Source organism: Streptomyces sp. NPDC058246, assembly GCF_042881985.1.
Taxonomy (GTDB): Bacteria; Actinomycetota; Actinomycetes; order Streptomycetales; family Streptomycetaceae; genus Streptomyces.
In genome coordinates, this window is record NZ_JBHVWZ010000048.1 from 29,022 (window position 1) to 43,011 (window position 13,990).

Sequence of the window (13,990 nt, forward strand, 5' to 3'; positions counted from 1 at the left end):
ACCTGCCCGGAAACGGCCGAAGGGGTGACTTGGTTACGCCAGATGTGGCATACGGGGGACCCCCGGGTGAACGCGGAGGGGCGGGCCGATGTCCGGCCCGCCCCTCAAACGCCCTTGATCTGCGGCTATTTCACCGCGCCGGCCATCACCCCTGTCACGAACTGCCGCTGGAACGCGAAGAACACGGCCAACGGGATCACCATCGAGATGAAGGCGCCCGGCGCCAGCACGTCGATGTTGTTGCCGAACTGGCGTACCTGTGTCTGCAGTGCGACCGTGATCGGCTGACTTCCCGAGTCGGAGAACACCAGCGCGACCAGCATGTCGTTCCACACCCACAGGAACTGGAAGATGCCGAGCGAGGCGATCGCCGGACCGCCGAGCGGCATCACGACCCGTACGAACAGGCGCAGTTCGCCCGCGCCGTCGAGGCGGGCCGCCTCGAGGAGCTCCCGCGGGATCTCCGCGAAGAAGTTCCGCAGCAGGAACACCGCGAAGGGCAGTCCGAAGCCCACGTGGAAGAGGACCACGCCGATGATCGACCCGAAGATGCCGATCTTTCCGAAGAGTTCGGCGATCGGGATCAGCGCCACCTGTACGGGGACGACGAGCAGACCGACCACGCCGAGGAACCACCAGTCGCGGCCCGGGAACTCCATCCAGGCGAAGGCGTAGCCCGCGAGCGAACCGATCACCACGACCAGCAGGGTCGCGGGGACCGTGATCAGCACCGTGTTGAGCAGCGAGTTGGTGATGTCGCTGTTCTCCAGGAGCTTCTGGTAGCTGTCCACGGTGAGCTGCGAGGGCTCGCTGAAGACCTTCCACCAGCCGCTCGCGCTCATGTCCTCCGGCTTGCGCAGCGAGGACAGCAGCAGCCCGATGGTCGGCACCAGCCAGAACAGTCCGACGAGGAGCAGGAACACCCGCAGTACGCCCCCGCTGACACCGCTCGCGAGCCGTGAACCGAGGGACTGCCTGGCCTTCACCACCGTGACGGGCGGCGTCTTCGTGACATGTCCGGGCGCGGGTGCGCTGTGAGTGGTCACCGTCGTACCTCCCGCCTCAGCCGTCGGATGTTGAAGGCCATCACCGGGATCACGAGCAGCAGCAGGAACACCGCGATGGCGCTCGCGACGCCCGGCTGGTCCTCGGAGAAGCCCTTGCGGTACAGCTCCAGGGCCAGCACGTTGGCGTCGTCCTGGGACGAGCCCGGCGCGATGATGAAGACCAGGTCGAAGACCTTCAGCACGTTGATCATCAGGGTGACGGCGACGACCGCGAGGACCGGCGCGAGCAGCGGCACGGTGACCCTCCGGAACACCTGCCACTCGTTCGCGCCGTCGACCCGGGCCGCCTCCAGCAGTTCGCGCGGCACGCCCGCGAGCCCTGCCGCGATCAGCACCATCGCGAACCCCGCCCACATCCAGATGTACGAGCCGATGATGGCCGGCGTGACCAGGGACGGGCCGAGCCAGTCGAGGCCGTTGTACGGCTCCTTGAAGTTGCTTGCCGGAAGCTGGAGTTGGGCTCCGTCGGCCTTGTCCGAGAGTGTGAAGGTGCCGTCGTCACGGACCGTCGTGGAGGCGACCACCTTGCCGTCCTTGACGGCCTCGACCTTCATGCCCGCGTAGCCGAGCTCACCCGCGTCCACCTGGCCGAGCCTGCCGACGCCCTTGCCGCGCGTGAAGTCCTGCCAGGCCGTGCCGGTGACCTTGCCGGGCTCGGGCACGGCCTGGACGGCCTTCTTGGCGCTGCCGGGCATCTGGTCCGGTGCGACGCCGACGAGGGGGAGGGCGACGGACTGCCCGGCGTGCACTTGCTGTCGGGTGATGAACCCACCGCTGTGCGGTCCGAGTGGCGACTCCCGTCCGGGGTGGGCCTTCGGGAACGCGGACGACTGGGCGAAGGTGTCGTGCACCCCCACCCACACGGCGTTCGCGACCCCCTTGTCCGGATTCTGGTCGTACACCAGCCGGAAGATGATCCCCGCGGCGAGCATCGAGATCGCCATCGGCATGAAGACGACCAGCTTGAACGCCGTGCCCCAGCGCACCCGTTCGGTGAGCACCGCGAACATCAGCCCGAGCGCCGTCGCGACCGTGGGCGCGAACACCACCCAGATGATGTTGTTCTTCAGGGCGGTGCGGATACCGGAGTCGGTGAAGAGGGACTTGTAGTTGTCGATGCCGGCGAAGCCGTCGCCGGACTGGTTGTAGAAGCTGCGGACGACCGAGTACCCGATCGGGTAGACCACGAGCGCGCCGAGCAGCACCAGAGCGGGCAGCAGGAAGAGCGCTGCCACGGTCTTGCGGGTGCCGGTCACACTCTTGCGTTCACCGGGAGCGGGAGGAGCCGGGGGTCCCGGTGGCCCGGTGGATCCAGGGGGCACCTGGGGGGCTCCGCCCTCCATGGCGTACGTCATGGCCGGATCAGCCCTTGTAGGCCGCGGTGGCGTCCGCTTCGAGCTTCGCCTGCGTGCCCGCCACGTCCTTCGGGTTCTTCAGGAAGTCCTGCAAGTCCTTCCACTCGCCCTTGCCGGGCGTACCGCCGAAGGCCTGCGGGGCCTGGTCGGACATGTCGAAGCGGAAGTCGTCGCCCGCGGCGATCAGCGCCTTCGCCATGGACTGCTGAACGGCGTTCGGGTACGCGGAGTCGGCGACGTTCTTGTTGGGGGAGAGATAGCCGCCGAGCTTCGCCCAGATCGTCGCCGCGTCGGGCGAGGCGAGGAAGGTGAGCAGCGCCTGACCGGCCTTGGACTCCTTCAGCAGTACGGCCGCGTCCCCGCCGCTGACGACCGGGGCCTTGCTGCCCACGGCCGGGAACGGGAACACCTTGGCGTCCGTACCGATCTTCGCCTTGGTCTCCGCGATGTTGACGCCCACGAAGTCACCCTCGAAGACCATGCCCGCCTTCGGCTGGTCGCCGCCGGTGAACGTCTGCGTCACCGAGGCCGGGAACTCCGTCTGGAGCGCGCCGTCCGGGCCGCCCGCGATGTAGTTCTTGTCGCCCCACAGCTGGGCCAGCGTGGTCAGCGCGTCCTTGACCGACGGATCCGTCCACTTGATCTTGTGCTGCGCGAGCTGGTCGTACTTCTCCGGCCCCGCCTGGGACAGATAGATGTTCTCGAACCAGTCGGTGAGGGTCCACCCGTCCGCGCCGCCCACGGAGACCGGGGTGACCCCGGAGTCGTAGATGGTCTGCGCGGTGGAGAGGAAGTCCTTCCAGGTCTTGGGCTCCTTGGCCCCCGCGTTCTCGAAGACCTTGGCGTTGTACCAGACCAGCGACTTGTTGGCCGCCTTGAAGTAGACGCCGTACTGCTTGCCGCCGACCTTCCCGAGGTCCTGCCACCCCTGGGAGTAGTTCTTGGCGAGCTGAGCCTGGGCGTCCGGGCCCGCGGGCTTCGCCCACTTCTTCTCGACGGCCTGTTTGACGGCGCCGACCTGCGGAAGCATCGCGACGTCCGGCGGCGCACCGCCCGCGATCTTCGAACCGAGGAAGTTGATGATCGGGTCCTGCGCGGGTACGAAGGTGACCTTCGCGCCGGTGCGCTTCTCGAACTCCGCCAGCACCTTCTTGAAGTTGGCCTGTTCGGGGCCGGTCCATACAGCGGCGACTTCCAGACTGGCGCCGTTGAGCTTGGGGAGGGTGACCGTGCCGGAGCTGCCGCTGCTGCTCTCCGTCCCGTTGTCGCTGCCCTTGTCCTTCTTGTTGTCGCCGCCGCAGGCGGTGAGAGTGAGCGCGCCGGCGATGACGGCGGCTGTGGCGGCTTGTGCGGCCCTGCGTGACATGTGCGTGCGCATTACTGCCCCGTTCTTCGTGCCTCGTCGAACGTTCGAGCGCTGTCCCGTGCGCTCTGGTCTACGCCCGCCCCGCCGAGGGCGGCAAGAGCGTCGGCGGTGTCAAGTGACCGATCGTGATTGGGTCGTGACGTGAGCCGGAAACCACCCCACCCGACCGCCTCCGGCGCCCGTCGGGCCGGCGACAGCCCGTCCGGCGTTCGAGGACGAGCCTTTCGGGCGAGCGGGGGTTTGGGGGCGAAGCCTCCAGGGGCGGGACGGGTTCGGGGGCGAGCTCTTCGGGCGACCGGGGGTTTGGGGGCGGAGCCCCCAGGGGCGGGACGGGTTCGGGGGCGAGCCCTTCGGGCGACCGGGGGTTTGGGGGCGGAGCCCCCAAGTATGGGACGGGTAGGGGCGGAGGGGGCGAAATCCCCACGCCGCACGCCCCCACGGTGCACGTCCCCACGGTGCACGCCCCCACGGTGCTCCGCACCGGCAGGGCATCGGGGATCAGCGCTGACGCCCGGACGACCGCGCAGGGACCAGGTCAGCACAGGGACTACTACCCCCGCGCCAGGGGCGCCCACGGCGCAGGGAACTACCCCCGCGCCGGGGGAGCCCACAGCGCAGGGAACTACCCCCGCGCCGGGGGCGACCAAGCGCAGGGAACTACAACAGCGAAGGCACCTCGACCGCGGCGACAGAACGCGCCGCCCGCTCCAACGCACTCGCGAGCAACGCCAAGTCCGTAGGCCCATTGCCGAGCTCACGCACCGGCCGCCGAGCCGGAGGATCCCCCATACGCTCCCACTCCAGCGGCACGACGGTGGGCCGAAGCGTCGCGGTCCGCGGAATACGCCCCGTGACCCGACCCCCCTGGAAGGGCGTGTCCCGCCCGTCCGGGCGCAGGACCCGCCCCCGACCGGGCGCGGGCTCGTCCGGCCCGGACGCCGGCGCGTCGAGGACGATCCGCAGCGCGGCGGACCGACCCACCTCGGATCCCGCCGTACGCCCGTCGACCCCGGCCGCCGCCACCAGATGAACCCCGAGCCGCTCCCCCTCCCGGGCGACGGCCTCCAGAGCCCGTACGACCGAGCCCGCCGAGGGCCGCCCAGGCGAGCCCAGCGCGGGGGAGAACAGCGCGTCCAGGTCGTCGACGACCACGACCAGCCGGGCGAGCGCCGGCCCCGGCTCCGTACGCTCCCGCGAAGCCGCGGGCCTCAGCCGCAGCGTCGAACTGGGCGGCACGTCGAGATCGGCGGCGCCGGACGAAGCGCCGGGCATGACGCCGGACGAGGACTTGGCCGAGCGCTGAGCCACGATCCGGCCGGACACCTCGCGCCGGGTGTGCCACTCCGCGAAGTCGAGCCGCCCGAGCAGCTCGGCCCGCCGCTTCAGCTCGGCGCTGAGGGCCTGGGCGAACTCCCGCATCCGTACGGGGTCGTTGGCGGTGAGGTGGGTGGTGACGTGCGGAAGGTCCGTACAGACCTGGAGCCCGTCGACCCGCCCGGCGCCATTGCCTCCGTTGCCGGTCCCGTTGCCGTCGCGCCCGTCTATGAGCACGATTCCGAGCCGGTCGGGCCGCTCCGCGGCGGCGAGGGACGCGGCGATCGAGCGCAGCAGTTCGGTACGGCCGCTGCCCGGTGGGCCCTCGATCAGGAGATGCGGGCCTTCGGCGGGGAGATCCACGGCGACGGGCCCGCGGGGTCCGGCGCCGAGGACGGCCCGGCAACGGCCGCCGAGCGCCTCGGTGTCGTCCGCCGCGTCCGCCCAACGTGCCATGAGGGAGGCGGGAGTGGCCCGAGCCAGCCCCAACTCGTCCAGCAGCCGTGCCACTTGAGGCAGCGGCGCGGACACCCGCGTATGCCGCTCGCCGTGCGTGCCGTCCGTCCGCAACGGCGCTAGGGCCCGCGCGAACCGCTCCGCCCACGCGACCGACACCGCATCGACCGCAGCGACGGTGCCATGCCCGATCGGGCCGCGCGACAGGTGGCCGACGGTGCCGGGCTGACTGCGGCCGTCACGCGGCGAACCGGCGTGCGTGACCCCGCCGCGCGTCTGCCCCGTGGACGCCGGTGGGGTGGACGCCGGCCCTCCGTGGGGCGGCCCGGCGTGCGGGGCTCCGGTATGCGGGGCCCCGGCGTGCGGGGAGCCCGCACGGACAGGGCCGGGGTGCGCCGATCCTCCGTACGCCGATCCGCCCCGCGTTGCCTCGCTGTGCGCTGCCCCGCCGCGCGTCGGCCCGGTGGACGTGGGCCCGCCGTGCGTCGGCCCGGTGGACGTGGGCCCGCCGTGCGTCGGCCCGGTGGGCATGGACCCGGTGTCGCCGCCGCGCATGCGTTCAGCGGAGCGGCTTTGCCCAGTCCCCGTGGAGCCGCTTTGCCCAGTCCCCGTGGAGCCGCTTTGCCCAGTCCCCGCGAAGTCGCCGTGCCCGGCCCCCGCGGCGCTACCGCGTGCGCGCTCGGCCGAACCGCCGCGCCAGGCCTCCTCGGGCTCGCGCCCGGCCGTTCCGGACCCTCCGTGCCCAGCCCCCGCGGCGCCGCCGCGCGAGCGTTCCGTGGAGCCGAGTTCCGGGGGCCCTGCGAACCCGCCCTCGGGACCGCCCGGTGCCACACGCAGCAGACGGAGCGCCGTGGCCACGTCACCGCTGAGCAGGGCGACGGCCCCGCACTCGCGGAACGCCGGTGACGCGTCGCACGCTGCCTCGTAGGTCTCCGTCACCGGTGACGCGGGTGACGCGGCCGCGGTCTCGGCGAGGCAGATCACGTGGATCCCGGCACGGGCGCCCTCATGGGTCAGCCGCACCACGGCCTCCCGTACGTCGGCGCCTCCGGGGTCCCCGTCCACGACCACCACCGTGTAGGGCCCGCCGAAACCTTCGTCCGCCGGGTCTTCGTCCCGCGCCCAGGAGGGCCGTCGCCGCACCGCGCCTCGTACCTCGCCGCCGTCGGTGCCCGCGTCCGCCGCATGGTCCTCCAGGCGGCGGAGGAGCTCGTCGGTGCGGGCCGTCGCCTGTTCGCGGTCGTAGGCGAGGAGGAGGCGGCAGTCCTGGCCATGGGTGGGGCGGAGGTGGGGGAGCCAGCCGAGCCAGGACCACTCGGCGGTGCGCTCCTCGACCGTGCGGGAGCGGTCCGTGCTGATCAGGACTATTTCCAGGGCGTCGGGCGAGTGCAGCGCGGCGAGCTGGGCCACCACCGCGCGGGCCAGGCCGGAGAGGCGCTCGCGCGGTCCGGCAAGGCCCAGCGCGCCGACCTCGCGCAGCCCCACCGTGACCGGTACCGCGGGCAGCAGGCCCGAGCCGTCGGGCGCCGCCCGGTCGGCCGTGCCCAGCCGCACGGTCAGCGCCTCCGGGTGCCCGGGGCCGCGCTCCCAGAGCCGGGGCCCCGGCCCCAGCGCGGTGAGCAGCAGCGTCGCGGGGTCGGGCCAGTTCTCCGGCGAGCGTGTCACCGCGGGCAGGGGTTCCTCCGCGTCACGCGCCGAGTCCCCCTCGTCGTAGGGATCCTGACCGGCGTCTCCCGCCGGTCCACCGCGCGTGCCGGTCAGCCGCCGCGCCCACGCACCGATCCCGCCCCGCTTGCGCACACCCGGCGGGACGTCCGTACCGCGCGGGGGTGTGCCTTTCCGGGTGCCGGTGCCCTCTCCTGTGCCAGTGCCGCCATTGCTGGTGCCGCTACCGGTGCCGGTGCCGCTACCGGTGTCCGTGCGGGTGCGGTCGGGCTCGGCGCCGCCGCGCGGCCGGTTCTCGATGCTGGGCGCCCCGCCCTGTTCGGGTACGCCGGACGGCACCCCGGAGGGCGCGGTGTGCGGGACGGCCGGACCGTGCCCCTGTGCGCCCGGGCCGGCTCCCGCGGCGCCCCACTCCGCAGAGCCGTACGCGTGATGGGTGTCACCGGCGGGCGGCGGAACCTGGGTGGAGGAGCCCCCCACGCGCGCGTGGGGCACGGCGGCCGCGGTCCTGGACCGTGCGGTGAGGGTGCCGTCGCCGCCGGCGGGGGTGTCGGTTCCGGCGGTCACCCGGACATGGCCTTCGCCGTCCGGCGCCGTACCCAGCGCCCCCGTGGAGCCGGGCGCCGCCAGTCGCAGCGCGGACTCGCCGATGCGCAGGAGCGCGCCGGGGACGAGGCGGACCGGGCGGGTGCCGACACGGGTGGCGTCAAGCGTCGTGCCGTTCGTGGAGCCGAGGTCGGCGACCGAGACGCGGCCCTCGGGGGTGACGGTGACCGCGCAGTGCAGACGGGACACGTCGGGATCGTCGAGGGGCACGTCCGCGTCGGCGGAGCGGCCGATGCGGATCTGGCCGCCGTGCAGGAGATGGACGCCACCGGCGTCGGGGCCCGCGACCACATGGAGCTGGGCAGCCCCGTCGTCCGCGTCCGGGCCGGGCTCCGCAGGGGCGCCCAGCGACAGCACGGCGCCGTCGGTCAGCGGCGGCTCGCCCAGGGTGCAGCGCTGCGCGTCGAGCCGCTCCGCACCCGCGTACAGCACGACCTGGCCGCCGCCGGGTTCCCGGCCTCGCTCGACCGGGGCGGCACCCGCGTCGCCGCCGACCGCCGAGGCCAGCCCCGAGGCGACCGCGGCCAGCGCCGTCCCGGCGGGCGCGGTGACCAGCACATCGCAGGCCGTGGCTCGCCCCCGCGGCTCCGAGGGCGGGCCCAGCGGGTCTACGACGGTCAGCCGGATCTGCATCGCCGTCAGCGGTCCCTTCCGCGCAGGTGTCCGCGACGAAGGCGAGGCTGCGCTGCGGTCCCCCACCGCAGAATCCCCCACCGCACACGGGCACGTCGGCCAGTACTGAAGGCATCCTCGCACCTGCCACTGACAACACGCCCGCCCCCCACCGGTAAGTGATCTTGATTGGTCGGCTCTGCCCGCAAAAGTGCCTGACCAGTGCCCGACCGGTGCCCGCTTGAGATCGGTCACGCCCGCAGTCCGGCAACCAAGTGACCGGACCGAGCGTCTTTCCATCGAACATGCGCGGGAAGGCGTACGTAACCCCGTACGTAGCCGCGCGCGTGGCCACTTATGCGGAGCACAGACGCCCGTGGGACCTATGGGAAGCACAGCAAGATGACAGCCCAGTGCCAGGTATCGCGGCACTACAGTGGGTCGGAACACCAGTACCACGGTGATCACGGTGGACGGACCAGGCAAGCAAGCAGCAGGGAGCGCATGACGTGCGGCCGGTAGGGAGCAAGTACCTCCTTGAGGAGCCGCTGGGGCGCGGCGCCACAGGCACCGTCTGGCGAGCCCGCCAGCGGGAGACCGCGGGCGCCGAGGCGGCCGTGGCCGGGCAGCCCGGCGAGACCGTGGCGATCAAGGTCCTCAAGGAGGAGCTCGCCAACGACGCGGACGTCGTGATGCGGTTCCTCCGGGAGCGGTCCGTGCTGCTGCGCCTGACCCACCCGAACATCGTGCGGGTACGGGACCTCGTCGTCGAAGGCGATCTGCTCGCCCTGGTCATGGACATCGTCGACGGCCCCGACCTGCACCGCTACCTCCGCGAGAACGGGCCGTTCAGCCCTGTCGCCGCCTCCCTTCTCACCGCCCAGGTCGCCGACGCGCTCGCCGCCAGCCACGCCGACGGCGTCGTGCACCGCGACCTGAAGCCCGCGAACGTCCTGCTCAAGCAGGACGGCGGCCAGATGCACCCGATGCTGACCGACTTCGGCATCGCCCGGCTCGCCGATTCCCCGGGCCTCACGCGCACCCACGAGTTCGTGGGCACGCCCGCCTATGTCGCGCCCGAGTCCGCGGAGGGCCGTCCGCAGACGTCCGCCGTCGACATCTACGGCGCGGGCATCCTGCTGTACGAGCTGGTCACCGGGCGTCCGCCGTTCTCCGGCGGATCCGCGCTCGAGGTGCTCCACCAGCACCTGAGCGCCGAGCCGCGCCGCCCCTCGACCGTCCCGGACCCGTTGTGGACCGTCATAGAGCGCTGTCTGCGCAAGAACCCGGACGAGCGGCCCAGCGCCGAGAACCTCGCCCGCGGGCTGCGCGCCGTCGCCGCGGGCGTCGGGGTGCACGCGACCGCCGCGCAGATCGCCGCGGCGGAGGGAGTGGGGGCGCTGCTCGCCCCCGACCCCGCTCCGGCGACCGTGCCGGGCGTGCCCGGCGCCGCCGACCCCACCCAGGTGCTGCCGCACGGCGCGGGCACGTACGACCCGAACGCCGCGACGAGCTACCTGCCGCACACCTCCGGCGACGCCGACCCCACCTCCGTCCTCCCGCACCGCGGCGCGGCCGATCCGACCGCCGTCATGCCGCCCGTGCCGCAGCACCAGCCCGGCGGGCAGTCCGGGCAGCCCGGCCAGGGCGAGGACCCGCACCCCTGGCAGAACCAGCTGCGCGCGGCCCGCGACCGCAACGAACAGACGCAGGTCCAGTACCTCGACCCGAACGAGGACCCGCTGCGCCGCCGGCCGCAGCGCCAGGTGGCACGGCCACAGCAGAGCCCGCAGCAGCAGCGGCCGCAGCGGGGTCAGCAGCCGCCGCCCGGGTACGGATATCCGCAGCAGCAGCCGCAGCAGTACGCGCAGCAGCAGCCGCAGCGGTACGCCCCCGCGCCGCAGCAGCAGCCCCAGCCGCAGCGATACGCGCCCGCGCCGCAGCAGCCCCAGCAGCCCGCGCCGCGGCAGTCGCGCGAGCCCCGTCAGCGCAGCGCCAACCCCACGAAGATCCCGGGGCTCGGCTGCCTCAAGGGGTGCCTGTTCACCCTCGTCATCCTGTTCGTCGCCGGCTGGCTGGTCTGGGAGTTCAGTCCCCTCCAGGGATGGATCGGGACCAGTAAGGGGTACTGGGCCCAGCTGAGCGACTGGTTCGACACGGTCTCCGGCTGGATCGGAAAGCTCGGCGGGAGCGGCTCCTCCGGCAACTGAATCCCGGGGGAAGCCCGGGGTCCGGTGAACACCGGGGGCAGCCGAACCCCGGGGCCAACTGCCCCTCAGGCCAGCCGACTCTGGGGATTTGTCGACATCTGACGGGTGATTTCCGTCTCCGGAGTGAAGGTTGGCTCTTCGTACGCGTACTTTTAGCGACAACACGCGTCTCGTAGGAGCAGTCTTGGCACGCAAGATCGGGAGCCGGTACACCGCGAACCAGATTCTGGGGCGGGGCAGCGCCGGCACGGTGTGGCTCGGTGAGGGACCCGAGGGGCCCGTCGCCATCAAGCTGCTGCGCGAGGACCTCGCGTCCGACCAGGAGCTCGTGGGGCGCTTCGTGCAGGAGCGCACGGCGCTGCTGGGCCTGGACCACCCCCATGTGGTCGCGGTGCGCGACCTGGTGGTGGACGGCAACGACCTCGCCCTCGTCATGGACCTCGTCCGCGGGACGGACCTGCGCACCCGCCTCGACCGGGAGCGGCGGCTCTCCCCCGAGGCCGCGGTCGCGATCGTCGCGGATGTCGCGGACGGGCTGGCGGCCGCGCACGCAGCCGGGGTCGTCCACCGGGACGTGAAGCCCGAGAACGTTCTGCTCGACATGCAGGGCCCGCTCGGTCCCGGCGGTTCGCATCCGGCTCTGCTGACCGACTTCGGTGTGGCCAAACTCATCGACTCGCCGCGCAGGACCCGGGCCACGAAGATCATCGGTACGCCGGACTACCTCGCCCCCGAGATCATCGAGGGGCTGCCGCCGCGGGCCGCCGTCGACATCTACGCGCTGGCGACGGTGCTGTACGAGCTCCTCGCCGGGTTCACCCCCTTCGGGGGCGGCCACCCGGGGGCGGTGCTGCGCCGCCACGTCACGGAGACCGTGGTGCCGCTGCCCGGCATCCCCGACGAGCTGTGGCAGCTCATCGTGCAGTGCCTGGCCAAGGCGCCCGCCTCGCGGCTGCGCGCCTCGGAACTGGGTGCCCGGCTGCGCGAGCAGCTGCCGCTGCTGGCGGGGATGCCGCCGTTGGACGTGGACTCGCCGGACGCGGAGTCGGAGGACGGGTCCGGGGCCGGGGACGGGGACGACAGGTACGAGGAGACGGCGGAGCCGGCGGCTCCCGTGGCCTCGCGGGTTCGGCGGGGCGCTGTGCCGCTCGTGCCCGGGGCCGCGCCGGACTCCAACCGGGATACGCACACCTCGATGCGGGTGCCGGGGCCGGACGAGCTGGCGGGTGGCGCGCGGGGGACGGCTCGCGCCCCGCGTGCGGCCGGTGCTCCCCGTCCGGGATCCGCTCGCCACCGGGCCTCCGCTCGGCGGCGTCGTCTCACGCTGGGGGCGGCAGCCGTCGCGCTCGTCGCGGCGGTGGGGATCGGCACCTGGCTCGCCACCTCCGGCGATGACGCCGGCGCGACGCCCCAGGACACGAAGAACTCGGCCCCGGCGTCACCGTGACCGGCGGGGCGGACCCACGGGTCTGTCCGCCCCCTCCGCCCCTGCCCTCCCCAAGCTCTCGGCCTCGCTCGAGCAAGGGGGACCCCGTCATCCCTGGGGCTCCGCCCTCGACCCCGCCTCGAACGCCGGAGGGGCTGGACCTGTCACCGGCCGGGGGCGGAGCCCTCAGGGGCGGGGGCCGGTTGCCGTAGCCGTTACGCTGGAGGCGTGGCAGTCGTCGATGTATCCGAAGAGCTCAAGTCCCTCTCCTCGACCATGGAGTCGATCGAGGCCGTCCTGGACCTCGACAAGCTGAGGGCAGACATCGCCGTGCTCGAGGAGCAGGCGGCCGCGCCGTCCCTGTGGGACGACCCGGACGAGGCGCAGAAGATCACCAGCAAGCTGAGCCACCTCCAGGCGGAGGTCAGGAAGGCCGAGGCGCTGCGCGGGCGTATCGACGATCTGGGTGTGCTCTTCGAGATGGCCGAGGAGGAGGACGACCCGGACACCCGCGCCGAGGCGGAGTCCGAGCTCGGGTCCGTCAAGAAGGCGCTGGACGAAATGGAAGTCCGCACGCTGCTGAGCGGTGAGTACGACTCCCGCGAGGCCGTCGTCACCATCCGCGCCGAGGCCGGCGGCGTCGACGCCTCCGACTTCGCCGAGAAGCTGCAGCGCATGTACCTGCGCTGGGCGGAGCGCCACGGCTACAAGACGGAGCTCTACGAGACCTCGTACGCGGAAGAGGCGGGCATCAAGTCCACCACCTTCGCCGTCCACGTCCCGTACGCGTACGGCACGCTCTCCGTGGAGCAGGGGACGCACCGGCTGGTGCGGATCTCGCCCTTCGACAACCAGGGACGCCGCCAGACCTCCTTCGCCGGTGTCGAGATCCTGCCCGTCGTGGAGCAGACCGACCACATCGAGATCGACGAGTCGGAGCTCCGGGTCGATGTCTACCGGTCGTCCGGGCCCGGCGGTCAGGGCGTCAACACCACCGACTCCGCCGTCCGGCTCACCCACCTTCCCACCGGCATCGTCGTCTCCTGTCAGAACGAGCGGTCGCAGATCCAGAACAAGGCCTCGGCCATGAACGTTCTGCAGGCCAAGCTCCTCGAGCGGCGCCGGCAGGAGGAGCAGGCCAAGATGGACGCCCTCAAGGGCGACGGCGGCAACTCCTGGGGAAACCAGATGCGTTCGTACGTCCTGCACCCCTACCAGATGGTCAAGGACCTGCGCACCGAGTTCGAAGTCGGCAACCCCGAGGCCGTGTTCAGCGGGGAGATCGACGGCTTCCTCGAGGCCGGAATTCGCTGGCGCAAGCAGCAGGAGAAGTAGACAGACGGATTGACACCGCTTTGTCGACAAGGCAACTGCCGTCCATCGGACGGCAGTTGCCTTTCGTGTGAGGGTTGTCTGGGTTTTACGTCACAGTCACATGTCCTCACGGCAGGCAAATGATGTTGATCCGGACATCGCGTACGCAACGACCTTGACGTTGCATTGAAAACTGGGGAGGGTAACGCGTGGCATGCGTATCTCTGGGGTGCATGTGAACCGGGGGACTTGAGAAAAGTCACCTGTGACGCCGTGGCCCCGGGCGCTGCTCCATTGACGATCAGCTACTGGGGGTAGCAGGCAGATGACCAAGAAGACGCGGATCCGCGTGGCGCGGATAGCCGCCGGTGCGGTGATTGCCGCCGGTGCTTCGCTGACCGCTGCGGGTGCCGCTTCGGCGCTCGACCTCAACGTGGGCATCGGTGTCAACGTCGGCGACGACCCGACCCCGACCCCGACCGAGACGGGCATCCCGACGACGCCCACGGACCCGACCACGGACCCGGCGCCCACCGAGACGGTCCCGACCGCCCCGCCGCCCACCGCCCCGGCGCCCACGGAGCCGACGCCCACCGACG

At 72.2% G+C, this 13,990-nt stretch carries 7 protein-coding genes and 1 pseudogene; 4 read left to right on the forward strand and 4 right to left on the reverse strand.

Translation table 11 applies throughout. The features are described from left to right. Positions 1-125 precede the first annotated feature (125 nt). The 4 genes from ACFVXA_RS38855 to ACFVXA_RS38870 form a co-directional block, all read right to left on the reverse strand. Positions 126-1,046: a carbohydrate ABC transporter permease gene (locus ACFVXA_RS38855; protein ID WP_383911213.1), complete on the reverse strand. Its 921-nt coding sequence runs from the start codon at positions 1,044-1,046 to the stop codon at positions 126-128. Continuing rightward, on the reverse strand, positions 1,043-2,323 hold the full coding sequence (locus ACFVXA_RS38860) for a carbohydrate ABC transporter permease (protein ID WP_383911210.1): 1,281 nt from the start codon (positions 2,321-2,323) through the stop codon (positions 1,043-1,045). Before ACFVXA_RS38860 ends, ACFVXA_RS38855 begins: the two co-directional genes overlap by 4 nt. A 106-nt stretch (positions 2,324-2,429) precedes the next feature. Continuing rightward, on the reverse strand, positions 2,430-3,800 hold the full coding sequence (locus ACFVXA_RS38865; protein ID WP_383735229.1) for an ABC transporter substrate-binding protein: 1,371 nt from the start codon (positions 3,798-3,800) through the stop codon (positions 2,430-2,432). A 645-nt stretch (positions 3,801-4,445) separates the two neighbouring features. Beyond that, positions 4,446-8,462 carry an FHA domain-containing protein gene (locus ACFVXA_RS38870; protein WP_390028593.1) on the reverse strand — a complete coding sequence of 1,339 codons (4,017 nt, stop codon included), beginning with the start codon at positions 8,460-8,462 and terminating at the stop codon, positions 4,446-4,448. A gap of 488 nt (positions 8,463-8,950) precedes the next feature. On the opposite strand from ACFVXA_RS38870, the gene ACFVXA_RS38875 reads away from it, so the two are divergent. The 4 genes and pseudogenes from ACFVXA_RS38875 to ACFVXA_RS38890 all read left to right on the forward strand — a co-directional run. Next, positions 8,951-10,651, forward strand: a complete 1,701-nt coding sequence (locus ACFVXA_RS38875; RefSeq protein WP_362017665.1) for a serine/threonine-protein kinase — start codon at positions 8,951-8,953, stop codon at positions 10,649-10,651. Positions 10,652-10,835: 184 nt separating this feature from the next. Next, positions 10,836-12,098, forward strand: coding sequence for a serine/threonine-protein kinase (locus ACFVXA_RS38880; RefSeq protein WP_362017666.1), 1,263 nt, complete (start codon positions 10,836-10,838; stop codon positions 12,096-12,098). 207 nt (positions 12,099-12,305) lie between these two features. Next, positions 12,306-13,412, forward strand: coding sequence for a peptide chain release factor 2 (gene prfB / locus ACFVXA_RS38885; protein ID WP_362017667.1), 1,107 nt, complete (start codon positions 12,306-12,308; stop codon positions 13,410-13,412). A gap of 304 nt (positions 13,413-13,716) precedes the next feature. Beyond that, positions 13,717-13,990, forward strand: a pseudogene (locus ACFVXA_RS38890) (hypothetical protein); the annotation flags it as partial.

Bases quoted from the DNA above. Each gene is read 5' to 3' on its own strand.
- ACFVXA_RS38870 (WP_390028593.1), bottom strand. From the start codon at position 8,462: ATGCAGATCCGGCTGACCGTCGTAGACCCGCTGGGCCCGCCCTCGGAG.
- ACFVXA_RS38865 (WP_383735229.1), bottom strand. From the start codon at position 3,800: ATGCGCACGCACATGTCACGCAGGGCCGCACAAGCCGCCACAGCCGCC.